Annotated in this window: 17 protein-coding genes, 1 tRNA gene and 4 pseudogenes; 8 read left to right on the top strand and 14 right to left on the bottom strand. The window is 55.5% G+C overall.

The genetic code is table 11. The features are described from left to right. Positions 1 to 207 precede the first annotated feature (207 nt). The 3 genes and pseudogenes from VSQ83_RS14855 to VSQ83_RS14865 form a co-directional block, all read left to right on the top strand. Positions 208 to 1,710, top strand: coding sequence for an MBOAT family O-acyltransferase (locus VSQ83_RS14855; protein ID WP_326427724.1), 1,503 nt, complete (start codon positions 208 to 210; stop codon positions 1,708 to 1,710). Positions 1,711 to 1,922: 212 nt separating this feature from the next. Continuing rightward, positions 1,923 to 2,774: a hypothetical protein gene (locus tag VSQ83_RS14860; protein ID WP_326427116.1), complete on the top strand. Its 852-nt coding sequence runs from the start codon at positions 1,923 to 1,925 to the stop codon at positions 2,772 to 2,774. 66 nt (positions 2,775 to 2,840) lie between these two features. After that, a pseudogene (locus VSQ83_RS14865) lies at positions 2,841 to 3,652 on the top strand (integrase core domain-containing protein); the annotation flags it as partial. 852 nt (positions 3,653 to 4,504) lie between these two features. On the opposite strand, the gene VSQ83_RS14870 reads toward VSQ83_RS14865, so the two are convergent. Next, the gene (locus tag VSQ83_RS14870; protein WP_326427117.1) at positions 4,505 to 4,753 is read right to left on the bottom strand and encodes a hypothetical protein; all 249 of its coding nucleotides are present in this window, start codon (positions 4,751 to 4,753) and stop codon (positions 4,505 to 4,507) included. Between the two features lie 619 nt (positions 4,754 to 5,372). On the opposite strand from VSQ83_RS14870, the gene bcsZ reads away from it, so the two are divergent. The 4 genes from bcsZ to VSQ83_RS14890 are packed head-to-tail and all read left to right on the top strand — an operon-like array spanning position 5,373 to position 11,721. Beyond that, positions 5,373 to 6,569: a cellulose synthase complex periplasmic endoglucanase BcsZ gene (bcsZ, locus tag VSQ83_RS14875; RefSeq protein WP_326427118.1), complete on the top strand. Its 1,197-nt coding sequence runs from the start codon at positions 5,373 to 5,375 to the stop codon at positions 6,567 to 6,569. Next, a complete protein-coding gene (locus VSQ83_RS14880; RefSeq protein WP_326427119.1) occupies positions 6,551 to 10,375 on the top strand; it encodes a cellulose biosynthesis protein BcsC in 3,825 nt (1,274 codons plus the stop codon). The genes bcsZ and VSQ83_RS14880 overlap by 19 nt, the downstream gene beginning before the upstream one ends. 15 nt (positions 10,376 to 10,390) lie before the next feature. After that, positions 10,391 to 11,056, top strand: a complete 666-nt coding sequence (locus VSQ83_RS14885) for an SGNH/GDSL hydrolase family protein (RefSeq protein WP_326427120.1) — start codon at positions 10,391 to 10,393, stop codon at positions 11,054 to 11,056. Next, positions 11,056 to 11,721 (top strand): cell division protein FtsQ, encoded by a 666-nt coding sequence (locus tag VSQ83_RS14890; RefSeq protein WP_326427121.1) that lies wholly within the window; start codon positions 11,056 to 11,058, stop codon positions 11,719 to 11,721. The genes VSQ83_RS14885 and VSQ83_RS14890 overlap by 1 nt, the downstream gene beginning before the upstream one ends. Positions 11,722 to 11,777: 56 nt before the next feature. On the opposite strand, the pseudogene VSQ83_RS14895 reads toward VSQ83_RS14890, so the two are convergent. The 8 genes and pseudogenes from VSQ83_RS14895 to VSQ83_RS14930 all read right to left on the bottom strand — a co-directional run. Then, positions 11,778 to 11,891: pseudogene (locus VSQ83_RS14895) on the bottom strand (DNA adenine methylase); the annotation flags it as partial. A 150-nt stretch (positions 11,892 to 12,041) separates the two neighbouring features. Next, positions 12,042 to 12,566, bottom strand: coding sequence for a lysis system i-spanin subunit Rz (locus VSQ83_RS14900; RefSeq protein ID WP_326427122.1), 525 nt, complete (start codon positions 12,564 to 12,566; stop codon positions 12,042 to 12,044). Then, positions 12,563 to 13,097 (bottom strand): annotated as a pseudogene (locus VSQ83_RS14905) (glycoside hydrolase family 19 protein). Before VSQ83_RS14905 ends, VSQ83_RS14900 begins: the two are co-directional and overlap by 4 nt. 57 nt (positions 13,098 to 13,154) lie before the next feature. Continuing rightward, positions 13,155 to 14,198 (bottom strand): phage late control D family protein, encoded by a 1,044-nt coding sequence (locus tag VSQ83_RS14910; protein WP_326427123.1) that lies wholly within the window; start codon positions 14,196 to 14,198, stop codon positions 13,155 to 13,157. Positions 14,199 to 14,272: 74 nt separating this feature from the next. Then, positions 14,273 to 14,479, bottom strand: coding sequence for a tail protein X (locus VSQ83_RS14915; RefSeq protein WP_326427124.1), 207 nt, complete (start codon positions 14,477 to 14,479; stop codon positions 14,273 to 14,275). Next, positions 14,454 to 15,299 carry a phage tail protein gene (locus tag VSQ83_RS14920; RefSeq protein WP_326427125.1) on the bottom strand — a complete coding sequence of 282 codons (846 nt, stop codon included), beginning with the start codon at positions 15,297 to 15,299 and terminating at the stop codon, positions 14,454 to 14,456. Before VSQ83_RS14920 ends, VSQ83_RS14915 begins: the two co-directional genes overlap by 26 nt. 9 nt (positions 15,300 to 15,308) lie before the next feature. Then, the gene (locus tag VSQ83_RS14925; RefSeq protein ID WP_326427126.1) at positions 15,309 to 15,884 is read right to left on the bottom strand and encodes a hypothetical protein; all 576 of its coding nucleotides are present in this window, start codon (positions 15,882 to 15,884) and stop codon (positions 15,309 to 15,311) included. Between the two features lie 7 nt (positions 15,885 to 15,891). After that, the gene (locus tag VSQ83_RS14930) at positions 15,892 to 16,398 is read right to left on the bottom strand and encodes a hypothetical protein (RefSeq protein WP_326427749.1); all 507 of its coding nucleotides are present in this window, start codon (positions 16,396 to 16,398) and stop codon (positions 15,892 to 15,894) included. Between VSQ83_RS14930 and VSQ83_RS14935 the strand changes: the two are divergent. Continuing rightward, positions 16,309 to 16,671: pseudogene (locus VSQ83_RS14935) on the top strand (integrase); the annotation flags it as partial. The gene VSQ83_RS14930 and the pseudogene VSQ83_RS14935 sit on opposite strands and share 90 nt — an antisense overlap. An 87-nt stretch (positions 16,672 to 16,758) precedes the next feature. Here the strand turns inward: VSQ83_RS14935 and VSQ83_RS14940 are convergent. The 5 genes from VSQ83_RS14940 to pheS form a co-directional block, all read right to left on the bottom strand. Continuing rightward, a tRNA-Pro gene (locus VSQ83_RS14940) sits at positions 16,759 to 16,835 on the bottom strand. 79 nt (positions 16,836 to 16,914) lie between these two features. Further along, positions 16,915 to 17,271, bottom strand: a complete 357-nt coding sequence (locus VSQ83_RS14945) for a MerR family transcriptional regulator (protein WP_019829202.1) — start codon at positions 17,269 to 17,271, stop codon at positions 16,915 to 16,917. After that, complete coding sequence (ihfA, locus tag VSQ83_RS14950; protein ID WP_002553164.1) at positions 17,252 to 17,554, bottom strand: integration host factor subunit alpha; 303 nt, start codon at positions 17,552 to 17,554, stop codon at positions 17,252 to 17,254. Before ihfA ends, VSQ83_RS14945 begins: the two co-directional genes overlap by 20 nt. Before the next feature lie 3 nt (positions 17,555 to 17,557). Next, the gene (gene pheT, locus VSQ83_RS14955; protein ID WP_326427127.1) at positions 17,558 to 19,936 is read right to left on the bottom strand and encodes a phenylalanine--tRNA ligase subunit beta; all 2,379 of its coding nucleotides are present in this window, start codon (positions 19,934 to 19,936) and stop codon (positions 17,558 to 17,560) included. Positions 19,937 to 19,962: 26 nt separating this feature from the next. Then, the gene (gene pheS / locus VSQ83_RS14960) at positions 19,963 to 20,979 is read right to left on the bottom strand and encodes a phenylalanine--tRNA ligase subunit alpha (protein ID WP_019829200.1); all 1,017 of its coding nucleotides are present in this window, start codon (positions 20,977 to 20,979) and stop codon (positions 19,963 to 19,965) included. Positions 20,980 to 21,083 lie beyond the last annotated feature (104 nt).

The following is a 21,083-nucleotide window of genomic DNA, read 5'->3' on the forward strand; positions in this document are numbered from 1 at the left end:
AGTTCATTTTTGCTTTTCTGCCCATCGTATTTGTAGGATTTTTCTTACTTACACCTATGTATTACGGATCCCCGCAAAAGTCTATTTATCCCGGCGTACTAACCCTCCCTCCTCAAAACCAAGATATTTCCGCTGTCTGCTTGTAGAATCCGCAGCCAAACACTTACTATCCAACGATCTTTAACCTATAGATAGACAGTGGAAGCTATGCTATTCACCTCCTTTGAGTTCATTTTTGCTTTTCTGCCCATCGTATTTGTAGGATTTTTCTTACTCGCACGCATTGCCGGTAAAGAGGCCGCAGCCATATGGCTAGCCGCCGCATCCGTATTTTTCTACGGTTACTGGAGCACCACCTATATCCCTCTTTTGCTGGCATCCATCGTATTCAATTACACCATTGGGTATATCATCGCCAAGAATCAGGAGCACAATAGGACCAAGGCAAAGATCGCTCTGTATTTAGGGGTTATCAGCAATTTGTTGCTGCTCTGCTATTACAAGTACTCCAATTTTTTCTTGAGCGAGGTTGCGAGGTCAACCGGCGTACATATGCCGACCCTGGAATTGGTTCTGCCACTCGGCATATCTTTCTTTACCTTCACGCAGATCGCCTTTTTGGTAGATGCATGGAAAGGCAAAGCCAAGGAGTACAATTTCTGGCACTACCTGTTGTTTGTCACATGGTTCCCACACCTGATCGCCGGCCCGATCTTGCACCACAGCCAGATGATGCCGCAGTTTCGCGACCCGGATATTTACCGCATCCGATCTAAAAACATCTCTATTGGCATCGCGCTGTTTGCAGTTGGCCTGAGTAAAAAGCTATTAATCGCAGACCCCATCAGTGTGTATGCGGACCCCGTGTTTCATGCCGCAGCAGCAGGGCAGGCAATTAGCTTTATGATCGCCTGGACAGGAGCGATGGCATACACGATTCAAATCTACTTTGACTTCTCGGGTTATTCCGATATGGCTGTGGGCCTGTCGATGTTGTTCGGGATTAAACTGCCGATCAACTTCAACTCTCCTTACAAGGCACAGAACATTATTGAGTTCTGGCGCCGCTGGCACATGACGTTGTCGCATTTCCTGAGGGACTACCTATACATCCCGCTCGGTGGCAATCGGAACGGTGAAACTCGCCGACTGATCAACCTGGCGCTGACCATGCTGCTCGGAGGCCTGTGGCATGGTGCAAACTGGACCTTCGTTGTTTGGGGTGCGCTGCACGGTACGTATTTATGCATAAACCACATGTTCCAAAAGCTCCCGCCAGTCATGCGTCTGTCAGGGGTGCTGCCAAAGGCCTTGACTGCGCCACTCGGTGTGCTGCTGACGTTCACCCTGGTTGTGATCGCATGGGTGTTCTTTCGCGCTGACACCATTCATTCCGCAGAGGTGATCATTACTGCAATGGCCGGCCTACAGGATGCGGTTTCTTGGGAAACCGTATTCAATACATTGAGCGCACATACATTTATCGGCTACCTGACCGTCTCACTGGTAATAATCTGGGTATTCCCCAACACTTACGAAATACTGAACCTTTTAGAGAAAAACATCACAGTAGATGATCACGAAAGACGGAGAACCAGTTCAATGGTGAGTGTGACCGCCGGGGTAATTTGCGTTGCGCTAATAGGCACCAGTCTACTGTCTACCTTCGGAACAAATGTCATCAGCCCATTCTTATATTTCCAATTCTAACCATGAACCCATATAGATCTTTCGCTTTATCCGTGGCCGGCGCATCAGTGATAGCGTTCGGCGCCTACTACTGCGCATTCGTTTACCAGCTTGGCGCACCCATCCCGGCCTCCTACGATGTGGCGAACTGGATATCCCTAAAGGAAAACACCGCCCAAAACACTGCGGGGCGCCGCGTTCTTCTCGTCGGTGATTCAAGTGGAGTTTTCGGAATGGATAGCCCGCAACTGGAAAAGGAGCTTGGGCGACCTGTCGTCAACATGACATTGCATGGCGGGCTACCGCTGGATTGGATAACAAATTTTGCCGAGCGTAACGTCAGATCTGGCGATATCGTAATTATGCCCCTGGCATGGCCTTACTACTTTCGTGACTTCGATACACCGGAAGACTGGATGATTGATCAAATCGTCGCTTGGGACAGGGATTACTTTGATTCAATGAGCCTGTTGAAAAAGCTCAAGTACTTATCAGCGGTTAACCCCCAACGCCTGTACGACAATTTAAAAATCAAGATCAAAGCCAAAAAAACACTAAAAAACTTTCCGCTGCGGAAAATTCTATCGCCGCAAGAAGCGCTAAAGCAATATCAAGAACAGCATGGTGGATCGACCACCCAATTCTCGTACAGCTACCTGAACATGAATAAATATGGTGACATGTTAAACACCTGTGGCAACGTCACATCTGCCATAAGCAGCCTTCAAGTAGCACCAGACTCAAAAGTCAATACAAAAGCCCTACAACTCCTGAAGGAAACGGCTACAAATATTGCCAGCCTTGGCGGGACTTTATATATAGTACCGTCTATCACAGTATCAGATTCACAGTCGCAACAACCCCATTATGAGCAAGCCCTTAACAGCATGTTAAATCAGGTAAAGGCGTCGGGTGTAAACGTATTAGGAGAGGCCAAGGAGTTTTATTTCCCTCCTGAAGCCTTTTTTGATACGAACTTCCATCTAAATTGTTCTTATCGAAGTGCCCGTACCAAAGCCCTTGCGAACATCCTGAAGCCTGAACTGAAAGATGTTGCGGGTACTAACGCGCCCGCTGGATTGTAAAGCGGCAGGTAATCCCCCTGAAAAAGTACTCATCATAAGTAGAATTTTCCCCTGACCGGATCAAGGAAATTTTGCGTGAAGACATCGCGGCGACGAGAGATGGCGCAGGAAGCAGTTCGCTCAGGTCGGTGAAGCATCAAATTATCGTGCCTGGCTTTCAGGGTTAGCCTCTCGCGCTATCGTTTACTGCCGCGTTTGGCGCCAAAAAACGCCGAGATCTCCGATAAACTGATTCAGCCCACGTAGAACCAGCGTACTGGGGATTTCGCTTGTGCTTTATGTACCTGATCAACGTGAGAGGCTATCGCTGCAACCACAAGCGGGTATATCGGATTTACCGCGAGCTGGAACTAAATCTGCGTATCAAAAAGCCTAAGGCACTGGCCGTTCCCGAGGCGACTAACCAGTGCAGATCGATGAGCTTCATGCACGATCAATTAGCGGACGGAAGCAGCTTTCTGGTTTTCAATCTGATTGATGACTTCAACCGGGAAGCCCTGAGTATGAAAATTGATTTGTCGCTCCCCTCTGAGCGCGTAGTGCGGGCATTGGATCAGGTTATCGAATGGTGCGGAAAACCACAGGAAATCCGCAGTAATAATGGCCCCGACTTTATTAGCGCCAACCTCACTGGCTAGGCCGAGAAACAGGGTATTCGTTTGGAAAATATTCAGCCAGAGAACCCGCAGCAGCAAAATGCTTACGTCGAACGCTATAACCGGACGGTACGCTAAGACTGGCTTGGCCATTACTTGTTTGAATCGATAGCTGAAGTTCAGGACTATGGGACGAGTTGGATCTGGACATACAATCACGAGCGCCCGAATATGGCTCTTGGAGGAATAACCCCCAAACAGAAATTGGCCCAGGTGGCCTGACCTCTACATATGGCGAATGCTAAAAATGGGGGGGATTACCTACAAAGGCCTCAAAATGCGGACTCAAAACAACGCTGCTGTACATGCAACTCTCCCATGTGATTCACCTGACTACCAATAGGGAGTAATTTTCAGAGCAGCTGCGTTCAAGTCGCATCGATGAACGGCAGCCAACAGCCACGCTCATCGAGAAGCCGCCACCCTCTTCAGAGATGGGTGTGACCAAGAAAGTACGGCATAACCACGAATTCATAGCAGCCCACGAATCGGGGGGGATTTAGTGGTTTTTTTTCGCAGGCATGAAAAAGCCCAACCTGTGAAGATTGGGCTAAGTCATTGAAAAATATGGTCGGGACGGAGTGATTCGAACACTCGCCCCCTAGCACCCCATGCTCTCTCGTAGAAACTCATAAGCTATTGTAATTAATAGAAAAATACAATTTTGTATGATGGCAAAATGTCCAGCTATTCGTGCTTAGGCAAACGGTAATCCGTGGCCTGCAGGCTGGGTTTTGCGCAGATTTCAGCGGGCCGTCATGCTAGAAACAGCCCCAAGCACTGCTGCTAGTTATGTTTGGCTTCAGTGTTGCTGTAGCAAAATTAAAGCAGCCAGTGAAACTTAGTTGAAACTGCTACCTAAGCGCTCTCCCCCGATCCGTGCAATCAAAGATTGTGCGAAGTTGGAGAATTGGCTCAAAGCTGATCCTAAGAAGGATCTTAGTGACCGTCATTACGCCCGTCAGATGGCCGGTAATCCGTGACACCCAGGTAGCAAAGGTCAAGACCGCCAAAGGCGACCACTCAGCCCCGTACTCGACGGGTTTTTTTCTGCGTTTCAGTCGCAGTGACGACTCATAGTTCAACCGCAAAGCCTCGTACGCCGAGCCCTTCGGCAAAGTGACCAACCGCCGTCAGGCTGGCCCAGGTACGAATCGCCTCCCGCCTCGACCGTACCAGAATCAGGCGGGCGTGCGGCCCGCCCAGACGAACTGAAAACGTCCATTTCGTCCGGCTCGCATCGCGCCCAACGACAAACTCCCGAACGGCGTTCTGCGGCACCAGGTGCTGCAGCGCGTCTTCGTGAATCCCTTCGCCGATCACAGCAGCAGCGCCTGTACCCGCGCCTGCGCGGTGTCTTCAAATAACAGGTACAGGCTTTCAATCTCCGCCGGCTTAAGCGCTTCCAGCGCCTCTCCAGTTTCCACAGTGAAGCGCAAGCCTTATCGATTTTTAATCGGCGGCGCCGCCATTCGCATCGATCAGTGATGCAGCCTCATCTACGGTGTGACGCATGATGTCGCTCCGTCATATGACTCATCACTATATCGTCTTGGGCGCGTTAGGTGAGGGGGGCCGATTCAGTTCATATTCTGACAGCGTGTGCATTTACCCTCGGATAATAGTCATAAAAATGGCGATTATCCGTTCATCGGATTGATTTAATCTAAATTATTCAAAATAATGGCACAATCATTTTGATATCACGGGCTGTGTCCGATAGCATATAACTAGAAATACAAGGTCAAGCTATCGTCGACCTTTTTTCGTCTTAAAACTGTAAATCGGGTGAGTAGGGGTAGTGAGTGAGACCAGCAGATGACATTTCAACACTATTTAACAAGCTGGGTGCCAACCCGCCCCACCGCTTCAGCTTGGACATGGCCGAGGTGACCAACCTGATCTACTTGTCGCTGCGTGCTCGTGCAAAACGGTGGTTAGCATGAGCCCGCTGGGTAGTTTGGCCCTGGTAGCACTCGGCACGGTGATGTTTGCAGGCAATGCGCAGTCGCAAACCTGCGACTGGCCGCTGTGGCAGAACTACGCCAAGCGCTTCGTGCAGGACGATGGACGGGTACTGAACTCGTCCATGAAACCCAGCGAAAGCAGCTCGGAAGGGCAGTCCTATGCGATGTTCTTCGCCCTAGTCGGCAACGATCGTGAAAGCTTCGATAAGCTGTGGACCTGGACCAAGGCCAACATGTCGGGCTCTGACATCAGCCAGAACCTACCCGGTTGGTTGTGGGGCAAGAAAGCCGATAGCACTTGGGGCGTCATCGACCAGAACTCCGCCAGCGACGCTGATTTGTGGATGGCCTACGCGTTGCTCGAAGCGGCTCGCGTGTGGAGTGCACCGCAGTACCGCACCGACGCGCAATTGTTGTTGGCCAACGTTGAACGCAACCTAATCGTGCGTGTGCCAGGCCTGGGCAAGATGCTGCTGCCAGGCCCGGAGGGCTACGTGCATGCGGGCGGTTTGTGGCGTTTCAATCCGAGCTATCAAGTACTTGCACATCTGCGTCGCTTCCAGAAAGAGCGGCCGAACGGCGGTTGGAGCGAAGTCGCCGAAAGCAACGCGCGGATGCTTGCTGACAGCGCCAGCAACCCCCATGGCCTCGCGGCCAACTGGGTCGGCTACCGCGCCACCAGCGCCAACACCGGGCTGTTTGTGGTTGACCCGTTCTCCGATGATCTGGGCAGCTACGATGCGATCCGCACTTATATGTGGGCCGGCATGACCGCCAAGGGCGATCCATTAGCCGCGCCGATGTTCAAATCACTGGGCGGTATTTCACGCGCGACGGCTGCATCGGCTAGTGGCTTTCCACCGGAAAAAATCCACGTCCTGACCGGTGAAGTCGAGAAAAACAACGGCTACACGCCGATGGGGTTCGCGGCTGCCACCCTTATTTTCTTCCAAGCCCGCGGCGAAACCGCCCTAGCGCAGCGGCAAAAGGACAAGGTCGACGAGGCGCTCACCAAAGCCCTGGATCCTTCGGCTCCAGACAGTGCGCAGCCGATCTACTACGACTACATGCTCAGCCTGTTCAGCCAGGGCTTTACCGATCATAAGTACCGTTTTGAACAAGACGGTATGGTCAAACTTTCCTGGGAGGCCGAGTGCGCCGTCACACGCTAGCCATTGCCATTTTCGCTGCCTTAGCCTCGACCACCAGCTTTGCTGAAACCAGCGACCCGCAATCCCTGCTGATCGAGCAGGGCTATTACTGGCAGACTAAAAAGAACCCCGAACGCGCCCTCGAAACGTGGCAGAAACTGCTGCGCCTGAGCCCTGATCAGCCAGATGCGTTGAGCGGTATCGGCCTGATCCAGGTGCAACAGAACCGCCCGGCTGAGGCGCAGAAGTACCTGGCCCGCTTGCAAGCGTTGAGCCCAATACCGCGCCAGGCCTTGCAGCTGGAGCAAGACATCACCGTTGCCGTTCCCGACAACGCAAAGTTGCTCGAGCAGGCTCGTGAACTGGGTGAGCCGGAAGCCGAGCGTGAACAAGCAGTGGCCTTGTACCGCAAGATTTTCCAGCACCGCCAGCCTCAAGGTTTGATCGCCCGTGAGTATTACAACACCCTTGGTTTTACCGCCAAAGGTACCAATGAGGCCATCGTCGGTCTGCAGCGCCTGAGCCGTGAGCGTCCCAATGATCCAATCGTTGCGCTATTCCTCGCCAAGCATCTGGCGCGCAACCAAGCCACGCGGCCTGACGGTATTCGTGCCCTGGCCAAGCTGGCATCGAACAACGATGTGGGTGGTAACGCCGATGAGACCTGGCGCTTTGCGCTGATCTGGCTCGGCCCGCCGAAGCCGGACCAGGTGTCGCTGTTCCAACAGTACCTCACCGCGCATCCGGATGACGCCGAGATTCGTGCGCTGATGAACAAAGGGATCACCATAGGTAAAGGTGGCGGTACATGGCAGCGTGATCCACAGATGACCAAGGCCTTCAAGGCGCTGGATGACGGCGATCTGAAAACTGTCGAGCTATTACTGACCGCGCGCCTTGCGCAAAAACCCAATGACGTGGATGCCCTTGGTGGAATGGGCGTGTTGCGCCAACAACAAAAGCGTTACAGCGAAGCGGAAAGCTACCTTGTCCAAGCCTCGCACTTGCCCGGCGGTGCCGCGTGGAAATCCGCCCTGAATGACGTGCGCTATTGGAACCTGATCAGCCAGAGCCGTGACGCACAGCGCGTCGGCCACAGCGCTCAGGCCCGTGACCTAGTGGCCCAAGCCGAACGCCTGAATCCTGGCCTGCCTGGCGCGGCTGTCACGTTGGCGGGTTTCCAATTCCAGGACAATCAGTTCGATGCTGCCGAAACCGGCTACCGCAAGGTGCTGGCCAGTCATCCAGAGGACCTGGATGCCTTGAGTGGCTTGATCAACGTGCTGTCCCAATCGGGCCAGCCGGATAAAGCTTTGAAGCTGATCGATTCGGTGTCTCCGACCCAGCGCGCGAAGTTCGCACCTAGCGTGAAAATCAACGCATTGCGCGCCACACAGATTGGCAAACTGGCCGAGCAACGCGGTGATGTAAAAGGCGCACAAGCCGCCTATCGTCAGGCCCTCGATGCAGATCCGGAAAGCCCTTGGACGCGTTTTGCCCTGTCGCGCATGTACCTGCGCGACGGCCAGATCCGCAACGCACGTGCCTTGATCGACGGCTTACTCAAGACTCAACCCAACGAGCCGGATGCGCTGTACACCAGCGCCATGTTGTTGGCGCAATTGAGCGAGTGGGATCAGGCCGAGACCACTTTAGGGCGTATCCCTACGGCGCAGCGCACGGCGGACATGAACGAGCTCGCGGTGGATATCGCGCTGCACCAGCAGACCGGCGTCGCCATCGAAACCGCTCGCCGTGGCCAGCGCCCGGAAGCCTTGGCGTTGCTGGGGCATTCTGAACCGCTGACCCGCAATAAGCCTGAGCGTGTGGCTGTGCTGGCCGCCGCTTATGTGGACGTCGGCGCTGTGCAGTATGGCTTAAACATGATGCAGAATGCGGTTGAAAACAACACCAACCCTACCTCCGACCAGAAACTGCTGTATGCCAACGTACTGCTCAAGGCCAACAAATACAGCGAGGCGGGCGAGATCCTACGCGAAGTACAGGGCCAGCCTTTAACCGAAACCGGGCGCCAGCGCTACGACGACTTGATCTACCTGTACCGGGTCAAGCAGGCCGATGCCCTGCGCGCGAAGAACGACCTAGTGGCCGCCTACGACATGCTGTCCCCGGCACTGGCCCAGCGTCCCAACGACGCTCTGGGCGTTGGAGCCCTGGCGCGGATGTATGCCGCCAGCGGTAATGGCAAGAAGGCCATTGAGCTGTATACGCCGCTGATCCAGCAGAACCCGAACAACGCACACCTGCAACTTGGCCTGGCGGACATCGCCCTGAAGGTTAATGACCGCGGCTTGGCACAAAGCGCCAGTGATAAGGCGCTGGCTCTGGAACCGGGTAACCCGGAGATCCTGACGTCGGCCGCACGCATCTATCAAGGCCTGGGCAAGAACAGCGAAGCCTCTGAATTGCTGCGAAAGGCCCTAGCGATTGAAACCGCGATGAAAGCCAAGACCCAGGTAGCCCAGGCTGACGCCTCAAGTACTTCGTACAACCCGTTCGTGGGTGTGCTAGGCCAGCGTCGCCAGGTTAATAACCTGACGGTTTCTGGCACCATACCGCCACCGATCGACGCGCCGACCAAGTCCGTGGCGTCCAACGATCTGAGCGACCCGTTTGTGCCACCGTCGAACATTGCTTCTATCGACAACTCCGAGCTGAGCCCGGCGCGCCGAGCACTGGATAACATACTTCGCGACCGGACCGATTACGTGGTGCAGGGTTTGAGCGTACGTAGCAACAACGGCGAGAAAGGCTTGAGCAAAATCACTGATGTTGAAGCTCCGTTTGAAGCGCGGATGCCGGTGGGAAATAACACCTTAGCGCTGCGGGTGACGCCGGTGCATTTGACGTCTGGTGCGGTAAAAGGTTTCGGAGCGCAGCGCTTTGGCGGTGGGACCAATGATGATCTGGGTAAGCAAAGCGACAGCGGCGTCGGGTTTGCGATCGCTGTAGAGAATCCTGATCAAGGGTTGAAGGCGGATCTGGGGGTCAGCCCGATAGGTTTTACTTACCATACATTGATCGGTGGCGTGAGTGTTGCGCGACCGTTTGAGGCGAATTCGAACTTCCGCTACGGCGCGAATATTTCTCGCCGCCCAGTGACCGACAGTATGACCTCATTCGCCGGCTCAGAAGATAAGCGCACTGGTGAAAAATGGGGCGGTGTGACCGCTAACGGCGGTCGTGGAGAGTTGAGCTACGACAACCAAGAGCTGGGTGTTTATGGCTATGCCTCGTTACATGAAATGCTTGGTAACAACGTAGAGGACAATACCCGTCTGGAACTGGGCAGCGGCATCTACTGGTATCTGCGCAATACCCAACAGAACACTCTGACCTTGGGCATCAGTGGTTCGGTGATGGGGTTCAAGGAAAACCAGGGTTATTACACCTACGGTCATGGCGGTTACTTCAGCCCGCAACGTTTCTTCTCTCTAGGCGTACCGATCCGTTGGGCCCAGAGCTTCGACCGTTTCAGCTACCAAGTAAAAACTTCGGTAGGCGTGCAGCATATCGAACAAGATGGCGTCGATTACTTCCCGGGGCACAGCGATCTTCAAGACAGCCAGACCGTGGGTAATCGCACCTATGCCAGCGACAGCAAAACCGGCCTCGGCTACAGCCTCAACGCTGCCGCCGAATACCGCCTCAGCTCGCTGTTCTACTTGGGTGCAGAACTCGTTGTCGACAACGCCCAGGACTACCGCCAGTACGTCGGCAGTGCTTATCTGCGCTATTTGTTCGAAGACCTGAGCGGGCCTATGCCATTGCCGGTCAGTCCCTACCGGGCCCCTTATTCCAACTGATTAATAGGAGCATTAATGCCTGTTTCTGCGATTGCCGGCCTAACCATGCTGGTATTGGGCGAAAGTCATATGAGTTTTCCCAATTCGTTGCTCGACCCGCTGCAAGACAACCTCACCAAGCAAGGCGCAGTGGTTCACTCCATCGGTGCCTGCGGTGCAGGTGCGGCGGATTGGATTGTGCCGAAAAAAGTCGAATGCGGCGGCGAACGTACGCCCACCGGCAAGGCCGTGATCTATGGCAAGAACGCCATGAGCACCACGCCGATCCAAGAGCTGATCGCCAAAGACAAACCCGACGTGGTTGTGTTGATCATCGGCGACACCATGGGCTCCTACACCAACCCGGTATTCCCTAAAGCCTGGGCCTGGAAAAGCGTGACGTCGCTGACCAAGGCCATCGCTGAAACCGGCACCAAATGCGTGTGGGTAGGCCCGCCATGGGGCAGGGTCGGCTCCCAGTACAAGAAAGACGACACTCGTACCAAGCTGATGTCGTCGTTCCTGGCCAGTAACGTGGCACCGTGCGCATACATCGACTCGCTGACCTTCTCCAAGCCGGGCGAGTGGATCACCACCGACGGCCAGCATTTAACTATCGACGGTTATCAGAAGTGGGCCAAGGCGATCGGTACTGCCCTAGGTGACCTGCCACCATCGGCCTATGTTAAAGGAAGTAAATAATGAAACGGATATCTGTGGGCCTGTTGACTTTGCTAGCTAGCGTCAGTGCCTACAGTGCCGACATCCCGTTGTACCCGACTGGTCCAGAGCAAGACGCGGCGTTCCTGCGGTTTGTCAACGCCACCCTCGGTGAGTTGAAGCTGGTGGCGGACGGCTCCAAGGCCAACCTGGTGTTGAGCGGTGACAAAGCAGTGTCGGAGTTCCTGCCGGTGGTCGGTGGCGACAAACCGATCAAAGGCGTGTTGAGCAGGGCTGGCAAAAACACAGACTTCTCCGTGAAAGTGGCGCATGGCGAATTCGCCACAGTGTTTGCACTGGCCGACGCTAAGGGTGCCATGCGCCAATTGGTGGTACGCGAAGTTCCAGACGACTTCAATGCGCTCAAGGCTTCCCTGGCGTTTATCAATGCCGACGCCACCTGTGCCGATGCCGGTCTGGAAGCCGTGGCGCAAAAAGCTGAGCTGTTCAAAAAGGTCGCTGAAGGTGCATTGCAGCGGCGTATGATCAACCCGGTGGAGTTGTCAGTGCAGCTCAAGTGCGCCGGTGCGCCGGTGGACCAGCCGCTGACGCTCACCCTTAAGGCGGGCGGGCGCTACAGCGTGTTGGCCGTTCCTTCAGACAAGGGCTCGAAGTTGCTGTTCGCCTCTGACGCACTCGTTAACTGATCGAGCCCAACACTACCATATGGCCATGTCGTCCATCGTACACGGTGTAATTGCTAACTCGCGCCACCGGCGAAGACTTCGACGTAACATTCGTGGGGTGGGAACAGGGGAATAAGGCGGTCGGCCAGACGGCGTTTGCCGCCCATCCAAGGAATGATGGGTGAAGACATAATGTGCAAGACCTTTTCTGTATGGATTGACAGGTGCTAGGCTCGCTCCGCTTTGTGCACGAAGCAGGAGCCTTGACTGGGCTTGCAGGAATTGTCTGCGGGTTTGGTGGCCGGACTGGATGTTGACGCATCCAGCTTCGGCCGCTCCTTTTACTTTGTGCCTGATACTTCTTTGGCATAGGCCTGACAGGCCTGCAGCGCGATCAATCCTTGGTCGCCGTCGCCGGTGATTCCGATAATTCGTTGAGCATGCGCTGGGTCAAGTTGGGCTCTACGGGCGCCATAAACCACACCGCCGGCGCCGGTGGTAGTTTGCACTGCATCACAACCAGTTCCGGCGGCGTCGAGTTTGACTGACAACCGCAGGTCAGCAGTAGCAAGGCGATCACGCAGGCGTGCCTGTTTAGTTTTTTCATCAGTAAGGGTTCTGTAATGGGCTTGGTCGCTGGCTGCCAGCCATTGCTCCAGGGCAAGGCGCTTGCCCTGCTCCGCCAGATTTTGTGCGGAATTGGCATTGGCTAGATTGGTTCGCTCGGTTTGGTGGTCAGCTTCTTTGGCGGCCAACTGCTGACCGTAGGCGTTAGCCTGCCAAGCCCATGCGGCCCATGCGCTGCCAGCCATCAGGGCAAGGTTGACCAGCAGCACCCCGCCCCACTTCACAGCATCGATCTTCACGCCAACACCTTGAGCGCACGGGCATACAGCGCCTGACGATCCTCCGCGCCATTCTGGCCACCATTGATGCGCTGAGTGATCTGGTCGAACCGGCCAGCGTCAGCCAAGGTGTTGAGCCCCCTGCTCGCCCAGAACCATGCCGCCGACATACAGGCGTGCTGTGGCTTCTCCAGCAGCTCGGGCTGCTTAATCAGATCAATGCCCAGCGCTTCGCCGCACGCCATGTAGTTTGCCCGACCGGTGATTTGGATCAGACCACGCCCTCGGTACTTGGAGCCGTCGCCCGCCACGGTATTACCCAGGTCTTTGCGGCCTTCATATCTGGCTTGGGCGGCCGTTGGCCCCCAGATTTCTTTGACGTATTTCAGTTGGCCAGACTCGTGGCGCAATTTGCGCTATAAACGCGGCCACGCGCTTGGAGCCAATGATCTGGTAACGCACCATCGCGGCGTTGAGTACCGGCACAAAAACGCTGGCAACTGGACCAGCGTTGGGGAGAATCTGCAGGAGTTGTTGCTGGGTAATCGACATAAGTGGCCCTTACGAAAAAACCCGCACAAGGCGGGTTGTATGAGGTCGGTTTGGGGGTTACAGCTCGATGACTTGTAGCGGCGCCTTAACCTTGGCTTTCTTGCCTTTGGCCTTGGCTTTGCCCTGTTTCCCGGCATTGCATTCGACGGTGGTACTCCAGCCGCTTTGGGTGAAGACCTGCTCGACCGAGTCCACCAGGTACTCGCCATCAAGACCGGTTTTAAAGCCTTGGGCGTTGATGCTGCGCTCGGCAAACAGGTCGGTGCGCCCGGGCATTTCCAGACGCACCGCAGCGGTGGAGCGGTTGAAAGCGGATAGTCGGGCCTTGGCCGCTTGTTCGGCGGCTGTTTTGTTGGGGTATATATGGCGATCGGTATGTACAGGCGGTAGTCCGACCGGAGCGTCTTCGTTGTCCAAGGTAATGATGGCCAACTTTCCGGTTTTCTTGTTTTGATGCTTGGTGCTGACCGCTTTGTGGGTGCTGCGATCCGCGAGGCGGAATTGCCAGCGGCTTACATCGCTACGGGTCAGGGTGATCGCCCCCAGTGCCTTGCCGCTTGCGCTCTGTCCGGCCTGGCGTTGCAAGACCAATAGCTTGCCGTCGGCCACTTTGGCCGTGCAGTCGTATTGCTTTGCCAGCCGGGTGATAAAGTTAAAGTCCGATTCGCTGAGTTGGTCAGCCCGGGGCACCGTGGTGGTCACCGGACAAACTGGAGACCAACCATTACGCGCGGCCACGTCCTTGACGATGCTGGCCAAGCTGACGTTCTCCCAACTACCGCTGCGGGTGGATTTACCGCTGCCCCGCATGTCGCTGGCCTTGCCCCGGATTACCAGTGTGTCCGGAGGGCCGGACAGCTCTACCTCATCCACGGTGTAACGCCCAAGGCGGGTCAGAGCGGTACCGCTGTAACCGAGAAACACCTCGATACTGGCCCCGCGACTTGGCAGTGATACTGCGCTATCGCGGTCATCGATACGCAGCTCAAAGTCGTCTGACTCCATACCGGGTTTGTCCGTTGTCCGCAGTAACAGCAGGCGGTCATTAATCAGCGAGGTGATGTCTGCACCGTCTGCGACGAGGCGAAAGGTTGGTGTCATAGGTAAATACCAAGCAAAAAAAACTCGCCTGATAGGGCGAGCTAAAAATAAGCGTTACGCGTAACGAAAGATGATTAGCTCCACAGCATCACCACCTCATTACTCGGGGCTGGCAGATCCGGTAAGTAGATAACCACCCCTGCCCTATACGGCTGCACCTCATCGGCCAGCCCTTGATTGGCATCGAGCACAGTTTCTACTGTGCCGTTGAGGTGGCCGTAATACTGCTGGCAGATCGTGTCGAGCACGTCGCCGCTAGCGGTTCTGCAGGTCGTCGCCATAACGTAAAAACTCTAGGGTAAAGGCTTGTTTGCGCGGGATGCCGCCTTGCAGGAAGGCGCCCTGCTCTTCTTCGATGCTTTTCAGGCACCAGTTGCCCAGGACGTCGCCGTATCCGGTGGTCAGGCCCAGCGGCTGCAGTTCGCCGCCGATACTGCGTAGTGTGTCCAATTGCTTGAGCCCGCCTTTGAAGCCCGGGTAAATCGAGCCTTTGAGCTTGATCCGCTCTTCGCCCATGCCGATGGCTTGTTGTTCTGGTCGACGCGTCAGGCGCTCTTGCGATGCCCAGCGAAAATCGGTCGTGCGACTCAGTTCCTCAAAGGCGGCTGTGTCCAGGTTGAAGTAGTAGGGTTGTGATTGCGGTTTGAACGGCTGGATGATCAGCAGGTACGGGAACGGTTTTACCGCTTCGGCGGCCGGGGTGGTGTCCGCCCCAAAAGCTCCGGTCGGAATAATGTTGGCCAGCGACGGGCTGATGTTGCCTGCAATGTTATTGATCGCCGTAGCGGCCCTGCCCACTTGTTCTTGGAGCACGCCGAGGCGTTCTTCAATGAGCGACGCCGCCCGTGTGGCCTTGTTGTAGGTGGCCACCACTGTCCCGACCTTGGACTGGGCCGCACTGATCCCGCGTATCAGGCGCTGAACCTTGGCTCCCGTCTCAGCGCTGACAAAGGGTAGATCGTCCAGTCCGTTGGCGGCACCAGTGATCTCGTTGATGGCGCCATTGACCGGGCCAAGCATACCGTCAAGGCTACGGCGTCCGGTTTCGCCTGCGGCTGTAAGGTAGCTCAACCCCAACTGCAGCTGCGCCATATAGGCCATGTACGCTCCTTACCCCACATGCGGGGCGTCATATAAGTTACGGCTCGACATCTGCTGGCCGATTTGTTCCATCTGCCGCTGCAGGTGCGGTTGGAGTTCCCGGGCCAGTGCGGCCGGGTCTTTGACATCGCCTTTCACGGTGATTTGAAGCGGCGCATTGATGTCGATTTTCTGATCGATCTTTGGCGGTTCGACTTTGAGCACCGGCTCAACTTTCGGTGGCATGGCCAGTGGCCCCGTGGCTGACGCGCTGGAAAACGAACGCACGACATCCCCCATATTGGTTGCCCCCGGCAAGCCACGGGTTAAGCGCGGATCAAATGCCTGTGCATTGACTGTGGGTGCCGACGTTTTTTGATCCACTGAACCGAACCACGATTTACCCAGGCTCGCGCCGATGGACTCACCGCCCATGCTGCCGAGAATGCCGCCGACTACCCCGCCAATTGCGGTACCCAGCACCGGTACTACGGAGCCGATGGCAGCACCTGCAGCCGCTCCGGCCATATTCCCTGCTGCAGCACCGTAGCCTTCGGCCTGGGCGTCCTGCGTTTCGGCATTTTGGTAGGTGTCGAGCAAACGCATGCCGCCTTCAAATAGCGCAGCGCCGGGGATTGGGCGGACGAGGTCCGCCACCTGCCCGACGCGTGCCGTTGCGGTTACCTGCGCAACTGCGCCGACGGCCACATCTGCCTGCAGCGCCACCCGCCCCATAACCACCTATGGCCGCCGCGTTGACCAAAAACACCTTCTGCGGCCCCGACTCCTCACCTTCGCCGGTGCTGGCTTCTCGGAACACGTCCAGCACCTTGAGCCCAACATCAACCGGGTTAAAGCCCTTACCCTCGCCCTCTCCACTGTCCCCGTCCTTTTTGCCACCTAGCGCCTTCAGTCCAATTTCAGCCAGAGCCAGCACTTTCGAGCCTTTGATGTCCGGTGCGCTGTTGCCAGCATCTTCGGCGTTGGTGACAAAGACTCTCTGCACCGCATTACTGTCACGACCACCCAAGACAACATCGCCTCCCCTTTCCTGATTCATCGCAAGCCGCAACGACTGCTGCAGAAGCAGGCGTAGGCGCAAGCGCAGACCAAAGAGCATTGGACGAAGGTTCAGGATCGCTTTCTAACGCGCTCTTTTAAAGAGGCGCGGGAACTTGCTGGCTGTTATGCGGATTGGAAAGAAGAGGAAATGCCGGGTTTTCACGAAGTGCGCGCGCTGTCGCTGCACCTGTACAAAAGAGCCGGTAAAGATGGTCAGGCTATTGCGGGCCATGCCAGCGAGACCATGACCAAGAACTACCAGAAAGACCACGCCGATGTGATCTGGTCGGATGCGGTTCCGGACCTGAATATCAGCGAAATCACTGGATAGTTTTGCGCGCATTTTGCGCCAGTTTTGCGCAGGCCAGAAACGAGAAAGGGGATCAAGCACCTAAGTACTTGATCCCCTTACAGAATATGGTCGGGACGGAGTGATTCGAACACTCGACCCCTAGCACCCCATGCTAGTGCGCTACCGGACTGCGCTACGCCCCGACTAGGCGTTACAACTTGCTAGTACGTCGAGAAATATACCTTAAGCTTTTGAAATACGAAAGTATTTTAAACGCTGTAGTTACTTTCTAAGGACCAGCAAAACATCTTCCAACTCGGAAATGGTTTGGCGAATTAATTGCTTGTACTGGGTGGTGTCATCTTTGGCTTCATCCCCAGAGAGTCGCAAGCGCGCTCCTCCAATGGTGAACCCTTGATCGTAAAGCAGTGCACGAATTTGCCGGATCATCAGCACATCCTGACGCTGATAATACCGGCGATTTCCGCGACGTTTCACAGGGTTGAGTTGAGGAAACTCTTGCTCCCAATAGCGCAGCACGTGCGGTTTTACCGCACAGAGCTCGCTGACTTCGCCAATGGCGAAGTAGCGTTTGCCTGGGATCGGCGGGAGCTCGTCGTTATGACTTGGTTCCAGCATAAGCCTCTACTCGGGCCTTCAACTTCTGCCCTGGACGAAAAGTGACTACACGGCGAGCCGTGATCGGGATTTCTTCTCCCGTTTTCGGATTGCGGCCTGGCCGCTGTCGCTTGTCACGCAGATCAAAATTGCCAAAACCTGACAATTTGACTTGCTCGTTGTCTTCAAGAGCGTGCCTGATTTCTTCGAAAAACAATTCCACCAATTCTTTGGCTTCTCGTTTATTCAGGCCCAACTCTTCATAAAGACGTTCCGCCATTTCAGCTTTCGTCAGAGCCCCCATACGTCACTTCCTTAACGTGGCGTTCAACCTTTTTTCAAGCGAGGTGAGAATATTTTGCGTCGTGGCGTTCACCTCATCGTCATTAAGAGTGCGCGATGGATGCTGCCAGGTCAAGCCAACTGCAAGGCTTTTTCTATGCGGATCAATACCTTTACCCTGGTAAACGTCAAATAACCTTAGCTCCGTGAGCCACTCGCCTGCATTTTCACGAATTACATCCAGTACAGCACTGGCTGCAACGTCACGATCGGCCAACAACGCCAAGTCACGACGCACTTCAGGAAAGCGCGATAACTCATGGAATTTAGGCATTTTACCTAGCGCCACTTCAGCCAAAACCAGCTCGAAGACAAACACTGGCCGATCAAGGCCGAGGTTTTTTGACAGCTCCGGATGAATGGCACCGACATAGCCGACTTCTCGACCATCACGTTCAATACGAGCGGTCTGGCCTGGGTGTAGTGCAGGATGCTTTCCTGGCACGAAACTGAATGAATCCAGTGCACCAGCAAAACCCAAAACAGCCTCTACATCCGCTTTGACGTCAAAGAAGTCAACGACTTCGCGCCCTTGCGCCCAACCCTCAGGAAGACGACTGCCGCAAACTACACCTGCGAGCATCGGCTCTTGCTTAAGACCTTCAAGCTGACCTACAAAACGTAAACCACTTTCGAACAGGCGAACGCGATCTTGCTGACGATTCAGGTTGTGCTGCAATGACTTGACCAAGCCTGGCCACAACGAGGCGCGCATAGCTGCCATGTCGTTTGAGATCGGGTTTGCCAGCAACAGTGGCTCAACACCCGGGCTGAACAGTTCGAACTGTTTCGGGTCGATGAAACTGTAAGTAATCGCTTCCTGATAACCACGCGCTACCAGCAGACGACGCAGCTCAGGCAGGTCGCTGCGTGCTTCAGCCTTGGCTTGCGGTGCAAGTCGGGCCTGCGGATAACGAACCGGCAGGCGGTTGTAGCCGTACAGGCGGGCCAGCTCTTCGATCAGGTCAACTTCCAGGCTGATATCAAAGCGATGACTAGGCACTTCTACGCGCCACTGCCCTTCACCTTCCGCGGTAATAGTCAGGCCCAAGGCGCTGAGCAGTTGCTCAACTTCCGCCAAGTCCATTTCCATGCCCAGCATCTGGCTGATACGAGCCGCACGCAAAGTGATCGGCGCAATCGATGGCAGATACTGCTCATTCACGGTTTCGATGATCGGGCCGGCTTCGCCGCCAGTGATCTCCAGCAGCAGGCCAGTAGCGCGTTCCATCGCTTCACGGGCCAGCTTCCAGTCAACGCCACGCTCGTAGCGGTGCGAAGCGTCAGTGTGCAAACCGTATGAGCGGGCCTTGCCAGCGACAGCAATCTGATCAAAGAAAGCACTTTCAAGGAAGACATCGCGGGTTTTGGCTGTTACACCGCTGTGTTCGCCACCCATTACACCTGCAATCGCCAAGGCACGGGCATGGTCTGCAATCACCAGTGTGTCGCTACGCAGGGAAACTTCCTGGCCGTCGAGCAAAACCAGCTTCTCGCCTTCTTCAGCCATGCGCACACGAATGCCGCCATTGATTTCGGCAAGGTCAAACGCATGCAACGGTTGGCCCAGTTCCAGCATCACATAATTGGTGACGTCGACAGCCGCATCGATGCTGCGCACATCGGCGCGGCGCAAACGCTCAACCATCCACAGCGGCGTTGGCCGGGACAGGTCAACGTTGCGGATTACACGCCCCAGGTAACGCGGGCAAGCAGCAGGAGCCAGAACCTCGACAGAACGGACTTCGTCATGTTCAGCCGGTACAACAGCCACAACAGGGCGAGTCACTGGTGCCGCGTACAAAGCGCCGACTTCACGAGCAAGACCTGCAAGCGAGAGGCAGTCACCTCGGTTAGGGGTCAGATCTACTTCAATACTGGCGTCTTCGAGGCTCAGGTAAACCCGAATATCTTCACCCACTGGAGCATCTGCAGGCAGCTCCATCAGGCCGTCGTTGCCTTCACCCACCTGCAGCTCTGCTTGCGAGCACAACATGCCGTTTGACTCGACACCACGCAGTTTGGCTTTCTTGATTTTGAAGTCGCCTGGCAGCTGGGCGCCGATCATGGCGAACGGAATCTTCAGGCCTGGACGCACGTTAGGCGCGCCACAAACCACCTGAAAAGTCTCAGAACCATTGCTGACCTGGCAAACACGCAGCTTGTCGGCATCGGGGTGCTGCTCAGTGCTCAGCACCTCGCCCACGACCACACCACTGAATACACCGGCGGCCGGCGAAACGCTGTCGACCTCAAGACCGGCCATCGACAGACGAGCAACCAGCTCGTCGCGACCTACCTGCGGGTTTACCCAACCACGCAGCCATTGTTCACTGAATTTCATCCTGCTCTCCTAAGAATTCGTTACGACTAGCGAAATTGCGCGAGGAACCGCAAGTCGTTGTCGAAGAACAGACGCAAGTCATTCACGCCGTAACGCAGCATCGCCAGACGCTCAACGCCCATACCGAAGGCAAAGCCCGAAAACTCTTCCGGATCGATTCCGGACATGCGCAGCACGTTCGGGTGAACCATGCCGCAGCCCATGACTTCCAGCCAGCCCGTCTGCTTGCAGACACGGCAACCTTTGCCGCTGCACATCACGCATTCCATATCCACTTCAGCGGAAGGCTCTGTGAACGGGAAGTACGACGGACGGAAGCGCACGGCCAGTTCTTTTTCGAAGAACACCCGCAAGAACTCTTCGATAGTCCCTTTCAGGTCCGCGAAGTTGATATCGCGATCTACCAGCAGGCCTTCAACCTGGTGAAACATCGGCGAGTGGGTGATATCGGAGTCGCTACGATACACACGGCCCGGGCAGACAATGCGGATCGGCGGCTGCTGCGATTCCATGGTGCGGACCTGTACCGGCGAGGTATGGGTGCGCAACAACATGTTTGCATTGAAATAGAAGGTGTCATGCATCGACCGGGCCGGGTGATGGCCTGGGATGTTGAGCGCTTCAAAGTTGTGATAGTCGTCTTCGACCTCAGGGCCTTCGGCAATGCCGTAGCCAATATGTGTGAAGAACTGCTCGATACGCTCCAGAGTCCGGGTAACCGGATGCAGACCGCCTGAGGTCTGGCCACGACCAGGCAGGGTCACGTCAATGGACTCGGCAGACAGTTTGGCGGCTAGATCAGCCTCTTCAAACAGTGCCTTGCGTGCATTGAGAACCTCTGTGACACGCTCCTTGGCAACGTTGATCAGGGCACCCACCTGCGGACGCTCTTCTGCCGGCAGATTGCCCAAGGTCTTCATCACCTGAGTCAATTCACCCTTTTTGCCAAGGTATTGAACCCGGATTTGCTCCAGGGCATTGATATCTTCAGCGCTTTGCACAGCCTCTAGTGCTTGAGAGACCAGCGCATCCAGGTTTTCCATGTACAGACTCCAGATACAAAATAGGGGAAGAGCTTGAAGGCTCTTCCCCTATTTAAGACGTTTAGCACCTGGGCTCACACAGGCAAGCCCAGGTGAATGTCGGG

Origin of the sequence: Pseudomonas sp. DSV-1 (assembly GCF_035830915.1) — a bacterium.
Taxonomy (GTDB): Bacteria; Pseudomonadota; Gammaproteobacteria; order Pseudomonadales; family Pseudomonadaceae; genus Aquipseudomonas.